General features: G+C 61.5%; 19 protein-coding genes. 14 read left to right on the forward strand and 5 right to left on the reverse strand.

The genetic code is table 11. The features are described from left to right. Nucleotides 1-78: 78 nt before the first annotated feature. Together RlegSU303_RS01520 and ybaL are read right to left on the reverse strand one after the other, a co-directional pair. On the reverse strand, nt 79-459 hold the full coding sequence (locus tag RlegSU303_RS01520; RefSeq protein ID WP_026158525.1) for a hypothetical protein: 381 nt from the start codon (nt 457-459) through the stop codon (nt 79-81). 51 nt (nt 460-510) lie between these two features. Further along, entirely contained in the window at nt 511-2331 is a 1821-nt protein-coding gene (gene ybaL / locus RlegSU303_RS01525) for a YbaL family putative K(+) efflux transporter (RefSeq protein WP_017958967.1), read from the reverse strand. Between the two features lie 34 nt (nt 2332-2365). On the opposite strand from ybaL, the gene RlegSU303_RS01530 reads away from it, so the two are divergent. Then, a complete protein-coding gene (locus RlegSU303_RS01530) occupies nt 2366-2665 on the forward strand; it encodes a helix-turn-helix transcriptional regulator (RefSeq protein WP_017958968.1) in 300 nt (99 codons plus the stop codon). Between the two features lie 81 nt (nt 2666-2746). On the opposite strand, the gene RlegSU303_RS01535 is transcribed toward RlegSU303_RS01530, so the two are convergent. Then, nucleotides 2747-4168 carry an ArnT family glycosyltransferase gene (locus RlegSU303_RS01535; RefSeq protein WP_094086732.1) on the reverse strand — a complete coding sequence of 474 codons (1422 nt, stop codon included), beginning with the start codon at nt 4166-4168 and terminating at the stop codon, nt 2747-2749. Nucleotides 4169-4794: 626 nt separating this feature from the next. Here RlegSU303_RS01535 and RlegSU303_RS01540 point away from each other — a divergent pair. The 13 genes from RlegSU303_RS01540 to visR all read left to right on the forward strand — a co-directional run bounded on the left by RlegSU303_RS01540 (nt 4795) and on the right by visR (nt 17064). After that, nucleotides 4795-6429, forward strand: a complete 1635-nt coding sequence (locus tag RlegSU303_RS01540) for a globin-coupled sensor protein (RefSeq protein WP_043294395.1) — start codon at nt 4795-4797, stop codon at nt 6427-6429. Between the two features lie 63 nt (nt 6430-6492). Beyond that, the gene (locus RlegSU303_RS01545; protein WP_003545491.1) at nt 6493-6789 is read left to right on the forward strand and encodes an STAS domain-containing protein; all 297 of its coding nucleotides are present in this window, start codon (nt 6493-6495) and stop codon (nt 6787-6789) included. After that, nucleotides 6786-7151 carry a chemotaxis response regulator CheY1 gene (gene cheY1 / locus RlegSU303_RS01550; protein WP_017958972.1) on the forward strand — a complete coding sequence of 122 codons (366 nt, stop codon included), beginning with the start codon at nt 6786-6788 and terminating at the stop codon, nt 7149-7151. The genes RlegSU303_RS01545 and cheY1 overlap by 4 nt, the downstream gene beginning before the upstream one ends. 17 nt (nt 7152-7168) lie before the next feature. Beyond that, nucleotides 7169-9448, forward strand: coding sequence for a chemotaxis protein CheA (locus RlegSU303_RS01555; protein ID WP_094086731.1), 2280 nt, complete (start codon nt 7169-7171; stop codon nt 9446-9448). Between the two features lie 4 nt (nt 9449-9452). Then, nucleotides 9453-9920, forward strand: coding sequence for a chemotaxis protein CheW (locus RlegSU303_RS01560; protein ID WP_017958974.1), 468 nt, complete (start codon nt 9453-9455; stop codon nt 9918-9920). Beyond that, a complete protein-coding gene (gene cheR / locus RlegSU303_RS01565; RefSeq protein ID WP_017958975.1) occupies nt 9917-10825 on the forward strand; it encodes a protein-glutamate O-methyltransferase CheR in 909 nt (302 codons plus the stop codon). The genes RlegSU303_RS01560 and cheR overlap by 4 nt, the downstream gene beginning before the upstream one ends. After that, nucleotides 10822-11865 (forward strand): protein-glutamate O-methylesterase CheB, encoded by a 1044-nt coding sequence (cheB, locus tag RlegSU303_RS01570; RefSeq protein WP_017958976.1) that lies wholly within the window; start codon nt 10822-10824, stop codon nt 11863-11865. The genes cheR and cheB overlap by 4 nt, the downstream gene beginning before the upstream one ends. After that, nucleotides 11866-12255 carry a response regulator gene (locus tag RlegSU303_RS01575; protein ID WP_003545503.1) on the forward strand — a complete coding sequence of 130 codons (390 nt, stop codon included), beginning with the start codon at nt 11866-11868 and terminating at the stop codon, nt 12253-12255. After that, nucleotides 12252-12806 (forward strand): chemoreceptor glutamine deamidase CheD, encoded by a 555-nt coding sequence (cheD, locus tag RlegSU303_RS01580; protein WP_017958977.1) that lies wholly within the window; start codon nt 12252-12254, stop codon nt 12804-12806. The genes RlegSU303_RS01575 and cheD overlap by 4 nt, the downstream gene beginning before the upstream one ends. 16 nt (nt 12807-12822) lie before the next feature. Then, nucleotides 12823-13212 carry a chemotaxis protein CheT gene (gene cheT / locus RlegSU303_RS01585; RefSeq protein WP_017958978.1) on the forward strand — a complete coding sequence of 130 codons (390 nt, stop codon included), beginning with the start codon at nt 12823-12825 and terminating at the stop codon, nt 13210-13212. A gap of 211 nt (nt 13213-13423) precedes the next feature. Further along, complete coding sequence (gene fliF / locus RlegSU303_RS01590; protein ID WP_017958979.1) at nt 13424-15115, forward strand: flagellar basal-body MS-ring/collar protein FliF; 1692 nt, start codon at nt 13424-13426, stop codon at nt 15113-15115. A 447-nt stretch (nt 15116-15562) separates the two neighbouring features. Further along, nucleotides 15563-16309: a transcriptional regulator VisN gene (gene visN / locus RlegSU303_RS01595; RefSeq protein WP_026154436.1), complete on the forward strand. Its 747-nt coding sequence runs from the start codon at nt 15563-15565 to the stop codon at nt 16307-16309. Nucleotides 16310-16317: 8 nt separating this feature from the next. Further along, the gene (gene visR / locus RlegSU303_RS01600; RefSeq protein ID WP_017958981.1) at nt 16318-17064 is read left to right on the forward strand and encodes a transcriptional regulator VisR; all 747 of its coding nucleotides are present in this window, start codon (nt 16318-16320) and stop codon (nt 17062-17064) included. 89 nt (nt 17065-17153) lie between these two features. Here visR and RlegSU303_RS01605 read toward each other — a convergent pair whose 3' ends face one another. Together RlegSU303_RS01605 and flhB are read right to left on the reverse strand one after the other, a co-directional pair. Further along, nucleotides 17154-17597: a hypothetical protein gene (locus RlegSU303_RS01605; RefSeq protein WP_017958982.1), complete on the reverse strand. Its 444-nt coding sequence runs from the start codon at nt 17595-17597 to the stop codon at nt 17154-17156. Between the two features lie 5 nt (nt 17598-17602). Beyond that, nucleotides 17603-18682, reverse strand: coding sequence for a flagellar biosynthesis protein FlhB (gene flhB, locus RlegSU303_RS01610; RefSeq protein WP_026158526.1), 1080 nt, complete (start codon nt 18680-18682; stop codon nt 17603-17605). Nucleotides 18683-18869 lie beyond the last annotated feature (187 nt).

An 18869-nucleotide genomic window follows, 5' to 3' on the forward strand; every position in this document is an offset into this window, starting at 1 on the left:
ATTCCTTGATATCGAGGGCCGGCGCTCGGGCGCTGGCGGCATGTCGTCAATGGTCGGGAGCGCCGATCGGCGCGAGCGTCAGGCAGCGACCGGCGGTGCGCGCGGCTGATGGGTCCTGGAGACTGCGGCATGAAGCGAAGCATCAAATGCCGGAAAAGGCGCGGCCATGGTCCAGCCGGAAAAATCGGCAGCCGGGGCGGCGGCAAGGGCAAGGGGTCCGGCGTCATGCGCCGCCTGCTTCGGCGCAAGCTTGCGTTCAGTGGCAAGCAGCCCGCGCACGGCGTCGCGCGCAGTCAGCTGCGGCGGCTGCGAATCCCGATCGGAAGAGGAAAGCGTATTGGCGGCGGCGACCGGCGAAATCACCAGATTGCCGCCGAAAAGCAGGCCGAGATAGGCAAGGACGGCGACGAGGAGGGAAGCGGCGATACGGCTCGTCAGACGGCGCTGATCCAGCTCCATCTCCGTCCCGGTTATGTCACTCCCGTATCGGCTCAAAAGCGCGCCAATCTCTCATTCTCTTCCCGGCGGAGGGTCATCCGTCGGCATAATTGTATCAGGCCCATGCCCGTCTTCATAGGGCACACTCTCATGATGCACTTGCGCGAGCCGGTCAACCATGCCCAGCGCGATTTCACGCTCGCCCATGATGACGGTGTCGGCGCCATATTGCTTCAGCTCATCGACCTCCGCGTCGGAATGGGCGCGGGCGACGATGAGGATGGATGGATTGACGCTGCGCGCCTGCTCGGCGATACGGCAGGCTTCGAAGGCGTTCGGGATGGCGATGGCAATGCTGCGGGCGCCAGAGAGATTGGCAAGGTCGAGCGTTTCCCGCATCACCGCATTGCCCGACAGAGTTTCGATACCCTGCGCCTTCAGCTCGCCGATGCGCTTGTCGGAGTCCTCGATGACGAGAAAAGGTGTGGCTGACGACTTGAGATTCTGTCCGACGATGCTGCCAACCCGCCCGTAGCCGACGAGAATGGCGTGGCCGCTGAGAGCGGTCGGGTGCACCTCGTCGTCTTCGGGCAGCATCTCCTCCTGCGCTGCTATCGCATCCGCAGCGGGAGCAGGGTCTGCCACGACGTCTTCGCGCTTTGCACCATCCAGCAGTGGCCGCATGCGGTCGCAGAGGAAGAACAGCAGCGGATTGAGGATGATCGAGATGATGGCGCCGGCAAGGATCAGATCGCGGCCCTCCTCCGGCAGCAGCCCGAGTTCGACGCCGAGGGCGGCGAGGATGAAGGAGAATTCGCCGATCTGGCCGAGGCTTGCCGAAATCGTCAGCGCCGTGCCGAGCGGCTTCTTGAAGGCGAGCACGATCAGGAAGGCGGCGACGGACTTGCCGATGACGATGATGAAGATGGTGGCAAGGATCGGCAGCGGCTTGTCGATCAGAATGTTCGGATCGAACAGCATACCGACCGAGACGAAGAACAGCACGGCAAAGGCGTCGCGCAACGGCAGGCTTTCCTGCGCGGCGCGATGGCTGAGTTCGCTTTCGGCAAGCACCATGCCGGCAAAGAAGGCGCCGAGCGCCAGCGACACGCCGAAGAGCTTCGCTGCTCCGAAGGCGACGCCGAGCGCGATCGCCAGCACGCCGAGCCGGAAGAGTTCACGCGAACCGGTATGGGCGATGCGGTGCATCGTCCAGGGAATGAGCTTGCGGCCGAAAACCAGCATCAGCGCCACGAACAATGCCACCTTCACCAGCGTCATGGCGATCATGCCGCCGATGCCGAGATCCAGGCCGAAGAGGCTGCTCAGCCCGGCTGAGAGCGGCTCGACGGGAGCGTGACCCTCACCGCCGATGCTGGCTGCGGCCGGGATCAGTACCAGCGCCAGCACCATGGCGAGATCCTCGACGATCAGCCAGCCGACGGCGATCCTGCCGCGCTCCGTTTCGACTAGGCGCCGCTCCTGCAGCGCTTTCAACAGCACAACGGTGGAGGCGACCGAAAGCGCTAGGCCGAAGACCAGGCTGCCGCCGGTCGACCAGCCCATAAAGGCGCCGAGCCCCCAGCCGAGCAATGTCGCGAAAGCGATCTGCACGATCGCCCCGGGCACGGCGATGCCGCGCACCGACAGCAGGTCTTTCAGGGAGAAATGCAGCCCGACGCCGAACATCAGCAGGATGACGCCGATTTCGGCAAGCTCCGGCGCAAGGTTCTGATCCGCCACATAACCCGGCGTATGTGGCCCCACGAGCACGCCGGCGATCAGATAACCGACGAGCGGCGGCATCCGCAGCCGATGGGCGAAGGCCCCAAAGATGAAAGCCAGCACGAGGCCGCCGACGATTGTCGAAATCAAGGGCGTATCGTGTGGCATCTTTGTCTCCCGATCTGGAAATCCCGTCCGTAATATGACATATATGGTCTATATCGACCAATATGGGCAACTTGAAATCATGGGTCAAGGCGCAAGAGAAACAATTCTCACTCCCGCTCTCTGCCGCGCGGCGCGCGGCCTGCTGGACTGGACCCAGACCGACCTTGCCGAAAAGGCCGCCGTCTCGCGCAGCACCATCCGCGATTATGAGGGACGGCACCATGACATCCATCGCGCGACGGAGGCGCAGCTACGCCTCGCCTTTGAGGAAGGCGGCGTCAAATTCGTGGAGATCGAAGGGGCGGGCACCGGCCTCTGCCTGCCCGCTGGATAAAATGATTCAGCAATTCAAAGTGATACCGAGCCGCACCTCTAAAAGGGGCTTGGCTGTGTCATAGAGCAGGCCGAAACCCGCTCAGGGTGCCAGGCAGGCGGCAGAGACCTTGTAGATGGAAAGCGTCTTGCCCTTGTAGTTGCCCTCCGTCGGCTGCCAGTTCTTCAGCACTTCCGGCGTCTCGGTGGCGCAGGTGAAGGCCCCGTCCGTCAGGAACAGCACCTTGCTGGTGATGTCGGCAGGCAGAGCGAATTCCTGCTCGTAATAGCTTTCCGGCAGGCCGGCGGGCGCCCGCGCATAGATCCTGTAGGATGCATCGCGGAGCGTATAGAAAAGATCGGCGACCATATCGCGATTGTCGGTGACGATGATATCGGTGCCGGCTTGCGCTGCGAGTGCGGCGGTCTCGCGGCTGACCTCGGCGCGGCCGAGATAGCGTTTCATCAGCGCGTCGCCGTTCGGCAGCAGCAACTGATGCGGAAAGATCGTCGCCAGCGGAAAGAGCAGGCTGGCGATGCCGTTGATGGTGAGCGACAGCCTGAGCCCCTTCGGCCACATCCGATAAAGCAGCCAGACGGCAAGGATGGTGCCTGCGACATAGGCGGTCACCGCCCAGTTGGCGTAAGCCTTGGCGACCGTTGCCTGCAGCGTGATGAGCAGCACCACCGGCATCGACAGCCAGACCAGTATCTTTTCCCGATCGTCGCTCCTGCCCTTGATCATGCGATAGACCGCCCAGAGCATCGCAAAGAAGATGATCGGCCCGACGACGCCGAACTGGGCGGCGAAAAATTCAAGCCCGCGCCGGAGATTGACGCCAAGTTCGCTCCAATGGGCGATGTCCTGCGTATGCCGTACCGTCGTGTTGTCGTGCTGCAGGTTCCACCAGAGGTTCGGCAGGGCGACGACCGCCGCGACCGCGACCGCGATGATGAAATCCCGAATGGCGATGCGTGCCGCCGGAATGAGGAGGAGGGCAATCGCGCCGCCCGGAACAACGAACAGCACGGCATATTTCGTCAGGAAGGCGAAGCCGACGCCAAGGCCCATGACCAGCGCCAGCCCGACCGAGCGCCGCTGCGTCAAGCCGAAATAGGCAAGCAAGGCGATCGCGATGAAGAACAGCAGGATCACATCGGTCGAGAAGAACACCGAAGAAAGCGCCACACCGGGGAGCGTGATATAGGTGGCGCCCGTCCAGCCTTCGATCTCCGGCCCGACGAAACGTTTTGCCGTCTTCATCAGCACCAGTGCCGCCGCCATGTGAATCAGCGGTCCGAGCAGCCTGATCCAATAGATGGCGTTGGAGCCGGAAAGCTCGGTCATCGCCCGGATCACCCACGCAATCATCGGCGGCTTGGAATAATAGCCGAGGTCGAGGTTTTGCGACCAGAACCAGTACTGTGCCTCGTCGACGAAAAGGTCCGTCGCATCGAAGTTGAGCATGACGACGCGCCAGAGCGTGAAGCCAAGAACGATGAGGAGACCAGATCTGGGGGACATGAACCGATAGTTCCGCTGACATGAAAGGCGCGAGTGCGATACACCAAAGGTGCCGGACTGCCAACGGGGAAGGGTGGGTTTTTAGAACACCCGAAGGGCGCGCATATCGCGGTTTGCGGCGAGGGAATCGAGGCGGGCGACGGCTGCAAGCAGCGTCATTGCAATCAAGCAGGCACCCAATCCGAGAACAATCATTGCTCTGTCCTTGTCGACGTCATGTCTTGGTTATCGACCGGCATATAACACGGAGCTTGCGTGTGCCTTGTAGCAGCCATGCAACTCCGCAACAGTATTTGCAGCGAACGGCCTTGAATTGCTTCAAAAGCCTGCACCGCGAAAGGCTTATTAACCTTCAGGCAAGGAATTAACCATAAACATTGGTGTACACGTCGGAATGGGAAGATGCACTCGTTCCCACCAGGCATGACGCCGTCCCGCCGTACCGGGTTGATCCGGTATCCATCTCTTCAGACAGCTCCGAAACATAGCTGATCAGGGGGTTTCGATCCGCCGGTTGTAACCGGTGGTGAGGACCATCTCCACGCTTCGCGTTCAACGGATGCTGCGCAAGTTTTTGGCCGGGCCTTCGCCCGGAATGTGGTTGGGGACAGGCGTTGAGGCAGGACATGCCATCAGATCAGGCTCGTGGAGCGCAGGCAGGCAGCTTGCGCGACCGCCTGCGCTTTGCCGGTCTCGATGCCGACCAGTGTGAACTGGTGCGCCGTAACCGGCCGGCGCTCGAAGCGCATCTGAAGGCAGGCCTCCGGGATCTCTTCCACAGGTTCCAGTCATTCCCCGACGCCTCGCGCAATTTCGAGAGCGAGCGCCAGGTCGAGCGCCTTCACGATCTGCAGTCCTCGCATTGGGACGTGCTGACGGATGCGCGGTTCGACAGCCTCTATGCCGAGCGCGTCAAGGTTCTCTCCGATACCGAAAGCAAGATGGGCCTCGACCCGCGCTGGCACGTCGCCGGCCATGGCGTCATGCTGGAACATGTCGTTTCCGGTCTCGCCGAAGAGATCGCCGGCCGTCCGCTGCTGCCGTCGGCCAAGCGTCGCACCCGCGAAATCTCCGATCTGATGACGGCGATCATCCGCATCGTCATGGTCGATGTTGAAATCGCCGTCTCGCTCCGTTTCAACGCGCTGCGCGCCGCCCAGAGCCGCGCGCTTGCCGACCAGCGCGCCGACAGCGAGGCCGAAATTGCCCGGATCTTCGGCGATGTCATCGAAGGCCTGACCGCACGCGACCTGACGCGGCGAGCCCCCGTCGACGGTGACGGCGCTCATGCCGGGATCGCCGCCGCGCTGAACGGCGCGTTGGATGGCCTTCAGGCCGAGTTCACCACTATTACCGAGCGCACGGCCAAGGCCGAAGCGGCGACTGGTTCGCTTGCCGGTATGTCGCGGCAGTTTGCCGGCACGGCCTCCGGCCAAGCCGACCGGCTGCAGCTTTCCGCCGCTGCCCTTGCCGGCATTGCCGGCGGTGTCCGCGATGGTGCTGCCGACAGCCGCGCTGCCGAACAGGCGGCCGCCTCGACGCGCGCTGCCGTCGAGGAAAGCGGCGAGGTCGTCGGCCGCGCGATCAGCGCCATGGCCGATATCGAGCAGTCGGCCGAAAAGATCGGCCAGATCATCGGCGCGATCGACGAGATCGCCTTCCAGACCAATCTTCTTGCGCTGAATGCCGGCATCGAGGCCGCTCGCGCCGGCGATTCCGGCCGCGGTTTTGCCGTCGTCGCCCAGGAAGTCCGCGCCCTTGCCCAGCGTTCGGCCGAAGCCGCCCGCGAGATCAAGACCCTGGTGACGACGACCAAGGCGCAGGTCAACGCCGGCGTGCAGATGGTCGGCCGCACACAGGATTCGATCGGCAGCATCGTGCGCCAGGTCACCGACATCAACGCCGCCATGTCAGGCATCGCCACCCGAACCGGCGAACATGCCGCAAGCCTCGACAGCGTGGCAGCCGACGTCAAGGGCCTGGGTGGCGAGGTGGCCGACAGCGCCGGCCTTGCGGAGCGCTCGGCCGAAGGCGCCGACCACCTCCACTCCGTCATACTCGAGCTCGGCCAGACGATTCGCGAATTCCGCATCGCCCGGGAAAACGCCATTGCCGGGCGCCCGGCGCCAGTGCGCATGACACCGCCGCGCGCCCTTGAGGGCGCTACCCGCCCGGCACCGGTCGTGGACGAATACGAAAATGACGATTTTGGCCTTCCGCAAGCGTTCGCAAGCGTCGGAGGTGGGCGGAATGTTTACTAACCTATCGGATGATTGCCTCAGCTCGTCTTTTCGGGCCGGGGATAAGGGGACAAGGAAAAGCTGATGGCAGCAAAGAAGAGTGGCAAGACGCTGGATTTGACAGCGGTGCTCGACCTCAACGAGGCTTCCGCCTTGCGCGATAAACTCCTCTCTCTCCGGGGTAGCGGTCTTTCGATAGACGCATCCGGCGTCGAACGGATCGGTGCTCTTTGCGCCCAGGTTCTGATGTCCGCCGAGAAGACCTGGGAGCAGGACAAGCAGCCGTTCACCTTCTCCAAGGTGTCCGACGCATTTCAGAAAACCATGCAGCTGGTTGGCGTCAATATTGACCACCTGCTTGCCAAGGAGATTCGGCAATGAAGAAAAAAGTGCTGACCGTGGATGATTCCCGCACCATCCGAAACATGCTTCTCGTGACGCTGAACAATGCCGGCTTCGAGACGATCCAGGCGGAAGATGGCATCGAGGGCCTCGAGATCCTCGAAGAGTCCAATCCTGACGTCATCGTGACCGACATCAACATGCCGCGCCTCGATGGCTTCGGCTTCATCGAAGGTGTCCGCCGCAACGAGAAATATCGGGCGATCCCGATCCTGGTTCTGACCACCGAAAGCGACGCGGAAAAGAAGAACCGCGCCCGCCAGGCTGGTGCCACGGGCTGGATCGTCAAGCCTTTCGACCCGGCCAAGCTGATCGATGCCATTGAGCGTGTAACCGCTTAAACCCAGGATTTGCTCCTATGGATATGAACGAAATCAAAGAGATCTTTTTCCAGGAGTGCGAGGAACAGCTCGCCGAGTTGGAATCCGGTCTTCTGAAATTGAATGATGGCGATCGCGATCCGGAAACCGTCAATGCGGTGTTCCGTGCCGTGCATTCGATCAAGGGTGGCGCCGGCGCCTTCGGCCTTGACGATCTGGTCGCCTTCGCCCATGTCTTCGAGACCACTCTCGATTGCGTTCGATCCAACAAGCTTGAGCCGAACCAGGATGTCCTGAAGGTGATGCTGAAGTCGGCCGACGTGCTCGCCGACCTGACGAATGCTGCGCGCGACGGCGGCAGCGTCGATGAAAGCCGCAGCCGCGGCCTCGTCAAGGAGCTCGAGGCGCTGGCCAACGGCGAACTGCCGTCTCCCTCTGCATCAGCCGAGGCGCCTGCGCCGAAGGCCGCCGCAAAGGTTGCTTCGGCCGCTCCGGCGCCGACCCCCAAGCCGACGGACGACAGCGGCTTCCAGCCGGTCCCCTTTTCCTTCGACGATTTTGGCGGCGAAGACGATGCGGGCGGCATGCCGACCTATGAAGTCATCTTCAAGCCGCGCTACGAACTCTATTCCAAGGGCAATGACGCCACCCTGCTGCTGCGTGATCTCTCGCGCCTGGGTGAAATGACGATCTATTGCAATACGGATGACTTGCCGGGCCTCGAGGAACTCGACCCGGAAGGCGCTTATTTCTTCTGGAACGTCACGATCAAGACGGACAAGGGCGAGGACGCCATCCGCACCGTCTTCGAATTCGCCGAGTGGGATTGCGAACTGACGGTCAAGCCGGTCGAAGAAGCAAGGGCCGACGCGACCAGCAACGACGAACTGCCGATGGTGCCGGTTCCCTTCGATCTGTCGATCCTGGACGAAACGGGCGCAATGGAAGAAGTTTCCGCCTCGGACGCGCGGGAGACGGCCGCAGCCGTTGCTGCCGCCGAGACTGCCTCCAACGTCACGCAGATGGTCGCCGCCCGCGTCGAGAAGAAAGAATCGGCAGCCGCCGCAGCGGCCGCTGCAAGCGCTGCCGCCCAGAACAATGCCGCCGGTGCCGGCCAGACGATCCGCGTCGATCTCGACCGTGTCGACCGCCTCATCAACCTCGTCGGCGAATTGGTCATCAACCAGGCGATGCTGTCGCAGAGCGTCATCGAGAACGACACGACGGGCACCTCCTCGATCAATATGGGCCTCGAGGAGTTGCAGCAGCTCACCCGTGAGATACAGGACTCGGTCATGGCGATCCGCGCGCAGCCGGTGAAGCCGGTCTTCCAGCGCATGTCGCGTATCGTTCGCGAAATCGCCGACATGACCGGCAAGTCGATCCGCCTGATCACCGAAGGTGAAAACACCGAAGTCGACAAGACGGTCATCGACAAGCTCGCCGAACCGCTGACCCACATGATCCGCAATGCCGTCGACCACGGCATCGAAACGCCCGAAAAGCGCGCAGCCGCCGGCAAGAACACCGAAGGCACAGTCCGCCTGACTGCCAAGCATCGTTCGGGACGCATCCTGATCGAGCTTGCCGACGACGGCGCCGGCATCAACCGCGAGAAGGTCCGCCAGAAGGCGATCGACAACGACCTCATCCCGGCCGATTCCAACCTGTCGGACGAAGAAATCGACAACCTGATATTCCTGCCGGGCTTCTCGACGGCCGACAAGATCTCCGACATCTCCGGCCGCGGCGTCGGCATGGACGTCGTCAAGCGTTCGATCCAGGCGCTCGGCGGCCGCATCAACATCACCTCGAAGCCGGGTCACGGCTCGGTCTTCACCATGAGCCTGCCGCTGACACTCGCTGTCCTCGACGGCATGGTGGTCACCGTCGCCGGCCAGACGCTGGTCGTGCCGCTGACGGCGATCGTCGAAACCCTGCAGCCGGAAGCGGCCGCGATCCACTCCTTCGGTGCGAACCACCGGCTGATCTCGATCCGCAACAGCTTCTGCCCTCTGGTCGATGTCGGCCGCATCCTGAACTTCCGCGCCACCCAGGCCAATCCGGTCGAGGGCGTGGCGCTTCTGGTGGAATCCGAAGGCGGCGGCCAGCGCGCCCTGATGGTCGATGCCATCCAGGGTCAGCGCCAGGTGGTCATCAAGAGCCTGGAAGCGAACTACACCCATGTGCCGGGCATTGCCGCCGCCACCATTCTCGGCGACGGGCGCGTGGCTCTCATCCTCGATGTCGACGCGGTTGTCGGCGCCTCGCGCGGCCAGTCCCTCAAAGCGGAAATGTCGTTAGCAGCGGTAGGGTAAGGGAATGTCGTACACTGTAAAAAATCTGAACCAGGGGGATCGCGAGCTGATCGCGTTCCGTATCGGGGATCAGGAATTTTGCGTGAACATCATGTCGGTTCGCGAAATCCGGGGCTGGACCCCGGCGACCGCGATGCCGCATTCGCCTGACTATATGCTGGGTGTCATCAACCTGCGCGGCGCGGTGCTGCCGATCATCGATCTTGCGGCCCGGCTCGGCATGAAGCCGGCCGATCCGACCGCTCGCCATGTCATCATCGTCGCCCAGGTCCGGCGTAAAGTCGTCGGCCTTCTGGTCGACGCCGTCTCCGACATCCTGACGGTGACCGACGAAACCATCCAGCCGACGCCCGAGATCTCCTCCGAGCTCGAGCGTCAATTTGCCCGCGGCATTCTCGCCATCGAGAAGCGCATGATCTGCCTGATCGAACTCGAATCCCTCTTTCCAGAGACCGAAAGCGAAGCCGCATGAGTGTAATGGGCGCAAAAGATCAGAGACAGGGATCCGACGAGGTCCTGGCGAGCGGAGAATATCCGCTGACGCGCCGCGACCTCACCGAGATCGCTGCGATGATCTATTCGGATGCCGGCATCTTCCTCAACGAGACGAAGGCGTCGCTCGTCTATTCGCGCCTGTCGAAGCACATCCGCAATCTCGGCCTGTCCGGCTTCCGGGAGTATTGCGACCTCGTCGCTTCGCCGGCGGGTGCTGCGCCGCGCCGCGAGATGCTCTCGCATCTGACGACCAATTTTACCCGCTTCTTTCGCGAAAACCACCATTTCGACCATCTGCGCGACCATGTCCTGCCGGAGCTTCTGCAGCGGGCGAGATCGGGCGGCAGGGTGCGCATCTGGTCGGCCGCCTCTTCCGACGGGCAGGAACCCTATTCGATCGCGCTGACGGTGCTGTCGCTGATGCCGAATGTCGCGGATTACGACTTCAAGATCCTGGCAACCGACATCGATCCGAAGATCCTCGCGATCGCCCGCGCCGGCGCCTATGACGAAAATGCGCTCGAAACCGTGTCGCCGGCCATGCGCAAGCAATGGTTCAGCGAAGTCGAGGTGCAGGGCCGCCGGAAGTTCCAGGTCGACGACCGCGTGAAGCGGCTGATCACCTACAACGAACTGAACCTGATGGCGCAATGGCCGTTCAAGGGCAAGTTCGACGTCATCTTCTGCCGCAACGTCGTCATCTATTTCGACGAGCCGACGCAGATGAAGATCTGGCAGCGTTTCGCTGGTCTGCTTCCGGAGGGCGGTCATCTCTATATCGGCCATTCCGAGCGTGTTTCCGGCGAGGCAAAACACGTCTTCGACAATATCGGCATCACGACCTATCGCTACACGGCCAAAGGTCTCGGGAGGAAGGCATGAGCGCTCCGGCAAGAGTTCTCGTTGTTGACGACTCGCCGACGATGCGGGGCCTGATCACCGCCGTCTTGAGTTCCGACCCCGAGGTTAACGTCATCGGCCAGGCCGGCGACGCTCTGGAAGCGCGCGAGGCGATCAAGCGGCTGAACCCCGACGTCCTGACGCTTGACATCGAGATGCCGAACATGAACGGCCTCGATTTCCTCGAAAAGATCATGACGCTGCGTCCGATGCCGGTGATCATGGTATCCACGATGACCCATCGCGGCGCCGAGGCGACGCTTGCGGCGCTGGAGATCGGCGCCTTCGACTGCGTCGGCAAGCCGGCGCCGGGCGAACTCAGGCCTTTCGGCGACCTCGCCGAGAAGGTCAAGGCCGCCGCGCGCACGCAACGCCAGTATTCCCAGCCCGTCGCCGCCGTTGCGCCACCACCGTCGGTCGCCGATTTCCGCGTCGGCCGCAAGATCGTTGCGATCGGCTCGTCGACCGGCGGCGTCGAGGCACTCATTGCCGTGCTGCAGAAATTTCCGGCGAATTGCCCGCCGACCGTCATCACCCAGCATATGCCGCCGACCTTCACCAAGAGCTTCGCCGAGCGGCTGAACCGCCTCTGTGCGCCGGTGGTGCAGGAAGCGACCGACGGCGCCCGGCTCGAAATCGGCAAGATCTATCTGGCGCCCGGCGGCGAGCGGCACCTGCAGGTCAGCGGCGCCTCGGCGCCCTGCTGCCGTCTCATTGACCGCGCGCCGGTCAACGGTCACCGCCCCTCGGTGGATGTGCTGTTCGATTCGGTCGCGGAATTGGCGGGCCGCAATGCCGTCGGTGTGATTTTGACCGGAATGGGCCGCGATGGCGCCGCCGGATTGTTGAAAATGCGCCACGCCGGCGCCAGAACGCTTGGCCAGAACGAAAAAACCTGTGTCGTTTACGGAATGCCAAGGGTTGCTCACGAACTTGGCGCCGTTGAGCAGCAGCTGCCGCTGTCTGCCATCGGTGAAGAAATATTGAAAATGACAGCCGCCCGAAAGGAAGGGACCGAATAAATGTCGCTCGCGGAGAAAATCAAAGTTCTGATCGTCGACGATCAGGTAACGAGCCGGTTGCTGCTCAGCGATGCGCTGACCCAGCTCGGTTTCAAGCAGATCACGTCGGCTGGTGACGGTGAGCAGGGCATGAAGATCATGGCCGAGCAGCCGCACCACCTGGTGATCTCGGACTTCAACATGCCGAAGATGGATGGCATCGGCTTCCTTCAGGCAGTGCGCACCAACCCCAACACCAAGAAGGCGGCCTTCATCATCCTGACCGCCCAGGGTGACCGCGCACTGGTGCAGAAGGCGGCCCAGCTCGGCGCCAACAACGTGCTCGCCAAGCCGTTCACGATCGAGAAGATGAAAGCGGCCATCGAAGCCGTGTTTGGAGCCCTGAAATGATCACTGAGGGGGCAGCCCGCCGCGTGCACATCATTCAGGGCGAGTACAAGGTTCTGAACGATCCGAATGCGGTCCTCTCGACCATTCTCGGTTCGTGCGTGGCTGCGTGCCTCAGAGATCCTGTCGCCGGTGTCGGCGGCATGAACCACTTTCTGCTGCCCGGTTCGGCGACGTCGCCGACATCAGGCGGTGATGCCACGCGCTACGGCGTGCATCTGATGGAACTGCTGATCAACGGTCTCCTGAAGCAGGGCGCCCGGCGCGACCGGCTGGAGGCAAAGATCTTCGGCGGCGCGAAGACGATCTCGACATTCTCCAATGTCGGTGAGCAGAACGCGGCCTTCGCCGTGCAGTTCCTCAGGGATGAAGGCATTCCGGTGGTCGGTTCCTCGACCGGCGGAGAGCATGGACGCAAGCTTGAATATTGGCCGGTCTCCGGTCGTGCCCGGCAATACCCCCTGACCGGCGCCGAAACGCAGAGAACCGTCGCTCTCGAGCAGCGCCCCACCGCTCCGCAGAAGCCCGTCGAAACCAGTATCGAATTTTTTTGATGGCGAGGATTTTCATATGACATTTACCCAGATGATGGAGCCGCCTGCGCCTGTCGAAGCGCTGAGCGACATCCTGATGCGCATCGTGTCCGAACTGCACGATGTCGCCTATCTCATCGAGCGCATCGAGCCGCAGCTTCTCGACCTCGGCGGCGCCGAAATCCTGAACTCGCCGGATGCCATGAAGGTCATGCAGGGCATCGATCTGGCCGTGCAGAAATCGCGCGGCCTTGCCGAATTCATCGACACCATCACCGGCGAAATCCCCCACGGCTGGGCAGTCGACGTCGCAACCGCGCTCAGCCTCGTCAAGCTGGCAGAGATGCAAAAGGCACTGGGCGGCGCCACACGCCACGGCCACTCCCAGCCATTGAGCAAGGCAGCCGGCGACTTCGATTTCTTCTAGAACGACCCCGTTTTTCTCCGAGTCACGGAAACGCTCTCTCTTTGTTCCTGCGCAATTCCGGACGCAAAACCGCCGCGCATTTTTTGCTGGAATTACTTTAGGCCTTTTCCCTCCCGCACACTCTCACGAAACGCTCGCACAAGTTTCGCCGACTATTCGTCAGATGAGGCAATAAGCCTGCTTTGTCTTTGACGGATCGTGCGAGAACAGAATGAATCTGTTAAATCAATTAGTTCAGATCTTTAAGAACTTCGGTTCCCTGGGCCGAACACGCCTGATGATTCTCGGAGGCGTCGGTGCCGTTTCCATTGCAATCGTCCTTGCGGCCGCCCTTTTCGTCAACAAGCCGGCACAGGAAACCCTCTATGTCGGCCTGGACTCGCCGGATCTCAACCAGATCAGCATGGCGCTTGCCGAAGCCAACATCAATTTCCAGGTCGGCACGGATGGCTCCAGCATCAGCGTTCCCGCGGGGATGACGGGCAAGGCCCGCCTGATGCTTGCCGAGCGCGGCCTGCCGAACAGCGCCAATGCCGGTTATGAACTCTTCGACAATGTCGGCTCCCTCGGCCTGACCTCCTTCATGCAGGAGGTAACGCGGGTTAGAGCGCTGGAAGGCGAAATCGCCCGCACCATCCAGTCGATCTCGGGTATCACGGCCGCGCGCGTCCATATCGTCATGCCGGAGGTCGGAAACTTCCGGAAGGCGGAGCAGAAACCGACCGCATCCGTCATGATTCGCGCAAGCGCCACCACCGGGCGGAGCGCGGCGACCTCGATCCGCCACCTCGTCGCCTCGGCCGTGCCGGGGCTTGATGTCGATGACGTGACCATCCTCGATTCCGCTGGCCAGCTGCTCGCTTCCGGCGACGAGGCGAGCAACAGCTCGCTGAACCGCTCGCTCAACATCGTCCAGAACGTTCAGCAGGAAGTCGAATCCAACATCGACAAGGCGCTGGCACCCTTCCTCGGCATGGACAACTTCCGCTCCAGCGTCACCGCCGATCTCAACACCGACGCCCAGCAGATCCAGGAAACGGTTTTCGATCCTGAATCCAAGGTCGAACGTTCGGTCCGCTCGACGAAGGAAGCCCAGCAGTCGCAGCAGAAGCAGTCCGATAGCGCGACGACAGTCGAGCAGAATATTCCGCAGGCGGCTCCCGAGGCCGGCGGTTCCGCCGGGCCTGAATCGCAGGACAAGTCCGACAAGCGCGAAGAGCAGACCAACTACGAAATCAACAGCAAGACGACGGCGACGACCCGCAGCAGCTATAAGGTCGAAAAGCTTTCGATCGCCGTGGTGGTCAACAAGGGCCGCATCGCCAAGATGGTCGGTGAGCCAGCCGATCAGACCAAGGTCGACGCCTATCTTGCCGAAATGCAGAAGATCGTCTCTTCGGCGGCCGGCATCGACCCCAAGCGCGGCGACGTCGTCACCGTGACGGCCATGGACTTCCTCGAGAACCAGTTGCTTGAAGACGCCACCGGCGGTGTCCGCGTCATGGACATGCTGAGCCGCAACCTTGCCGGCATCATCAACTCGCTTGCCTTTGTCGCGGTCGCCTTCGTGGTGGTCTGGATGGGCCTGCGGCCTCTGGTGCGCAGCATCAACGGCAACGGCAGCTCCGCGGCTTTCGGCGACGCGACGCCGGAAGCGGCTGGCCTCGAGCTTCCGGACTTCGCGCCTGCATCGGGAGCACCCGGCGGCGCTCTCATGGACGGCTTCGGGTCCGACTTCGGCTTCGACAGTACCGAAGACCTGCTCAGCCTCGGCGACGACGATGGAAACTTCAATCGCCGTGTCAAGGAAGGTCCGGAACGCAAGCTTTCCCGTATGGTCGAGATCAACGAGGAACGCGCCGCGAAAATCCTCAGGAAATGGGCGATCGACGAAGCAGCGTAAAGGAAAGGCCGGGCAACCGGCCTTTTTTCATGTCGGTACCAAAGCTGGATTTCCTGACCGCTGTTGCTGAAAACCATGCCCGGCTCTGTGAGAGACTTGGGGCATGACAATCAGGGTTGGGAATTCGAACAACACTATAGACCCGACTACTTAAATGCGGCTGTAACGCGACATGATGAGAGGGATTCGCGTAAAACGCGAAGCTGGTTGCGATACCGCCAGAATCACCTTAGCCTCCTTAGATCTTGAAGGCTGGAACGAGTGGTCGAATCAGTGCATTGGCGACAGCGAAAGTAAATCCCTAGAAGTCGGAGATGGTGATTTGCATCGGCTGGCTTACCCTTGGGTGATTCGAAATGGGATTCGAGCGGGACTTGACCTGAATCCTTTACAGAAAAATTGCTGTTGCACCGAGTTCGATCGTTTCTCAGCCGCAGGACATTGCCAATGGATATGAATGTAATTCAGGCGAGCAAAGGCGAGAGGCATATGGCGAATTTCGCGAGTGCGGTGGTGCCGGATCTGCTGCCGCGCGATGAGCTGCTCCAGCGCCTCCACGGCGTTGCCAGCACCGGCAGGTTGCAATCTGGTCTGCGCGCTCTGACGGACTACGTGGGTGCTTCGCACTACCTTCTGGCGCGCTGCGATCTCCTTCAGGAAAGTGGCCTCGATTTCATCGTTTCGTCGGACTGGCCTTTCGATCTGGTCAGGGACATCGCCAATGATCTGGTCCGCGGCTATGCCCGCTCGACAGAGCTGGAAAAATGCATGCAGGTCTTCCAGCCGAATTTTGCTCTTCTGCCTGACAGTGCCGAGATTCCGGACGGCGCCAGCCGCCAATATTGTTCGGTGACCTTCAATGTCGGCCGGTCGCGGCTGGCCTTGATGTTCCTGTTCGGCGAGGGGTTCATCCTTTCGCCGGAGCGCCTGCGGGACGTAGGCCTGCTTGCAGGTTATGTCGCGAGCTTCCTGCGCTGCGGGGGTACGAAGGTCGATCGCGATTTCGAATTGACCGACCGCGAGCTGGAATGCCTGTTCTGGATCGCCGAAGGCAAGACCAGCGACGAGATCGCGATGATCCTCGGAATCTCCCGCAATACCATCAACAACTACATCACCAGCGTGATGCGCAAGACGGCGACCAAGACCCGGTCCGAGGCCATTGCCTTCGCCGTCCGCAATAATCTCGTATAGGGGGATCCATGGGCTATCCAGCAGGCAGGACGATGAGCAGCGCCGAGCAGCTGCGCTCGGTGCGTGTGAACAGGATTTCCAGCCGGTCCGATCTTTTTCCGCGGCTGATCGCGATGCAGAAGCTCGCCGATGCGCAGGGCTTCGCGATCTTCCGCGTCAGCGGCTCGGGCCTTCCGGCAAAGCAGAGGCTTGTCTGCGAGCTTGAGAACTGGGGGTCTTCCAATGCCGGTTTCGGCAAGGCCCTCACGGATGCCTACGGCGATATTCTTCTCGATCATATTGACAAGTCGCTGCTGCCGCTCTCATGGGCCGGCGGTTACGACCGTGCGGCACCCGGTCCGGCAGACTTCTCGCCGTTCATGACGCGACTGCAGGACGGTATTCTGCCCTTCTCCGGACTTGCCTTTCCGGTGCGGCTCGGCGCCGTCGGCAATGGTTTCATCCTTTTCACTGGCGATGAGATCGATCCTTCGAGCGATACCATCGTCGAGCTGCACGGTCGCTGCTGCCACATCATGATGGACCTGCTCTCGCTCGACGAACGCCGCACGGCTGCCGCCGAGGCGCTCAGCGAACGCGAGATCGCCTGTCTGCAGCTTGCCGGCGACGGCCGCATCAGCGAAGAGATTGCCGAGAAGCTCGGCCTGTCCGTGCACACCGTGAACGCCTATCTTGGCTCGGCGACCATCAAGCTCGATTCCGTCAATCGCATCCAGGCGATCGCTAAGGCGATCCGGCTCGGTTATATCAGCTGAACCCGCCCAGTCCTTTACCGCAACGGACGCTGTAAAGCTTTGAATTGTTGTCCAAGTCGAAATGAAAGCGCGATTGTCTCGAAAGAAAATCAGCCGGCCAGCGCCTGCGGCGGCTGGTTGACGCTGTAACGCGCTTCCCGAAGGCTCTTTTTGAGGAAGATGGTATTCTCGTCAGGATCGGCCGAGGGCTCCTGGAAAGCGATATGGCTGATCTCGATGCCGGCGTGATCTTCGGCAAGAGTGAGCTGCGCGTAAACGGTGACGCCGCGCGGCTTGATTTCCAGATCGAGAACGACTTCGGGCTTGCCGCCCCACTCCAGAGTATAGTTGCCGCCCAGGCCGAAATTCACCGTGCCCGGATGAAAGAAAAGCTCCGCCGCCGAAGCGACGAGATCGGAAAGATTGCCGTAATACTCGAAGCGCAGCAGTGAAATAAGGTCAGAAGCATCCAGAAGGCGCAGTTCAGTAGCGACCGGGCTGATCGCGTCTGCGAGGATCTTTTCACGCTGGGTAGAGTGGGGGCATTTTTTCATTCGGCTTATCTTACCCGTTTGTTCTTGGCGTCCGCAGCGTAGACCCGGTGGATGAGCTCCGCTACCGCCTTGTAGAAGACTGACGGGATGACACTATCGATCGAGACTTGCGCAAACATGGAGCGCGCAAGTGGCGGATCTTCGAACACCGGTATGCCGTTCTTCTCGGCGATCTCCCTGATTTTGAGCGCAATCAGGTCCTGGCCCTTGGCCAGCACCACCGGCGCGTCGTTCTCTTCGCGCGCGTAACGCAGCGCCACCGCATAGTGCGTCGGGTTTGCAATCACCAGTGTCGCGCGGTCCACGTTGGCGATCATGCGCCGGCGCGCCCGGTCGCGCATCAGCGAGCGCTGCCGGCTCTTGACCAAGGGATCGCCCTGCGCCTGCTTGTTTTCTTCCTTCACTTCGTGCCGCGTCATCTTCAGCTCGGTGAACCAGTGATGGCGCGTCCAGAAAAGATCGGCGATCGCCACGATCGCGGTGGCGATCAGCATGACGATGATGATCTTGCGCATCGCCGCCATAATCCGCACCAGGATCGTCTGCGGATCGGAGAACATCGCGTCGATCGAACCGAAATATTCGCTCCTGAGCACGAAGAACAGGATCACCCCGACCACGACCACCTTGAACAGCGACTTTCCGAATTCGACCAGGCCGGGCAGGCTAAAGAGCCGTGACCAGCCTTTGATCGGCGAGATACGCGAGGCCTGCGGGCGGATGCGCTCAAGCACCAGTGTCGGCAGATTCTGGAAGACGGAGGAGGCGACGCCGAACACCATGAACAGGATGAAGGCGGGCGCCAGCAGCGCGGCACTTGCCCAGCCGATCCGGACGAACAGCGCCAGGACATCCGGTCCCGTCTCGATCTTCCACTGGTCGGGCTGTTCGAAGATGTCGCGCAGCATTTCAGTCATGCGTCCGACGCTGTCGGGAAGGAAGAATACGAGGTAAATGAAGGTCGCAAGGATGGTCGCAAAGATCGAAAGCTCGCGCGAAGATGGCACGTTGCCCTTTTCCGCGGCATCGCTTTGCTTTTTCGCGGTTGGGGCTTCTGTTTTGCTGTCCTTGTCATCGTCTGCCAAGTCGCGGCCCTCCGTCAAAGAAATAGGCCGTAGCCAATGCATGTCGCCCAAAAACGTGCAGCGCTTTTGGGATGACGACATGCATCAGAACAAAGACTTAAAGCGCGTCGCAAGAACCGAGTTCTATGCGACGCGCTTTAGAGCACGGTCTATTGCTGGAAGGGTAGTCGTCTGTGACACGGCGATC

This window comes from Rhizobium sp. SU303, from assembly GCF_021052345.1.
GTDB classification, from domain to species: domain Bacteria; phylum Pseudomonadota; class Alphaproteobacteria; order Rhizobiales; family Rhizobiaceae; genus Rhizobium; species Rhizobium laguerreae.

What these genes read in the sequence shown, in the direction of transcription:
- RlegSU303_RS01520 (WP_026158525.1), bottom strand. Translation starts at nt 459, where the DNA reads ATGGAGCTGGATCAGCGCCGTCTGACGAGCCGTATCGCCGCTTCCCTC.
- ybaL (WP_017958967.1), bottom strand. Translation starts at nt 2,331, where the DNA reads ATGCCACACGATACGCCCTTGATTTCGACAATCGTCGGCGGCCTCGTG.
- RlegSU303_RS01530 (WP_017958968.1), top strand. Translation starts at nt 2,366, where the DNA reads ATGACATATATGGTCTATATCGACCAATATGGGCAACTTGAAATCATG.
- RlegSU303_RS01535 (WP_094086732.1), bottom strand. Translation starts at nt 4,168, where the DNA reads ATGTCCCCCAGATCTGGTCTCCTCATCGTTCTTGGCTTCACGCTCTGG.
- RlegSU303_RS01540 (WP_043294395.1), top strand. Translation starts at nt 4,795, where the DNA reads ATGCCATCAGATCAGGCTCGTGGAGCGCAGGCAGGCAGCTTGCGCGAC.
- RlegSU303_RS01545 (WP_003545491.1), top strand. Translation starts at nt 6,493, where the DNA reads ATGGCAGCAAAGAAGAGTGGCAAGACGCTGGATTTGACAGCGGTGCTC.
- cheY1 (WP_017958972.1), top strand. Translation starts at nt 6,786, where the DNA reads ATGAAGAAAAAAGTGCTGACCGTGGATGATTCCCGCACCATCCGAAAC.
- RlegSU303_RS01555 (WP_094086731.1), top strand. Translation starts at nt 7,169, where the DNA reads ATGGATATGAACGAAATCAAAGAGATCTTTTTCCAGGAGTGCGAGGAA.
- RlegSU303_RS01560 (WP_017958974.1), top strand. Translation starts at nt 9,453, where the DNA reads ATGTCGTACACTGTAAAAAATCTGAACCAGGGGGATCGCGAGCTGATC.
- cheR (WP_017958975.1), top strand. Translation starts at nt 9,917, where the DNA reads ATGAGTGTAATGGGCGCAAAAGATCAGAGACAGGGATCCGACGAGGTC.
- cheB (WP_017958976.1), top strand. Translation starts at nt 10,822, where the DNA reads ATGAGCGCTCCGGCAAGAGTTCTCGTTGTTGACGACTCGCCGACGATG.
- RlegSU303_RS01575 (WP_003545503.1), top strand. Translation starts at nt 11,866, where the DNA reads ATGTCGCTCGCGGAGAAAATCAAAGTTCTGATCGTCGACGATCAGGTA.
- cheD (WP_017958977.1), top strand. Translation starts at nt 12,252, where the DNA reads ATGATCACTGAGGGGGCAGCCCGCCGCGTGCACATCATTCAGGGCGAG.
- cheT (WP_017958978.1), top strand. Translation starts at nt 12,823, where the DNA reads ATGACATTTACCCAGATGATGGAGCCGCCTGCGCCTGTCGAAGCGCTG.
- fliF (WP_017958979.1), top strand. Translation starts at nt 13,424, where the DNA reads ATGAATCTGTTAAATCAATTAGTTCAGATCTTTAAGAACTTCGGTTCC.
- visN (WP_026154436.1), top strand. Translation starts at nt 15,563, where the DNA reads ATGGATATGAATGTAATTCAGGCGAGCAAAGGCGAGAGGCATATGGCG.
- visR (WP_017958981.1), top strand. Translation starts at nt 16,318, where the DNA reads ATGGGCTATCCAGCAGGCAGGACGATGAGCAGCGCCGAGCAGCTGCGC.
- RlegSU303_RS01605 (WP_017958982.1), bottom strand. Translation starts at nt 17,597, where the DNA reads ATGAAAAAATGCCCCCACTCTACCCAGCGTGAAAAGATCCTCGCAGAC.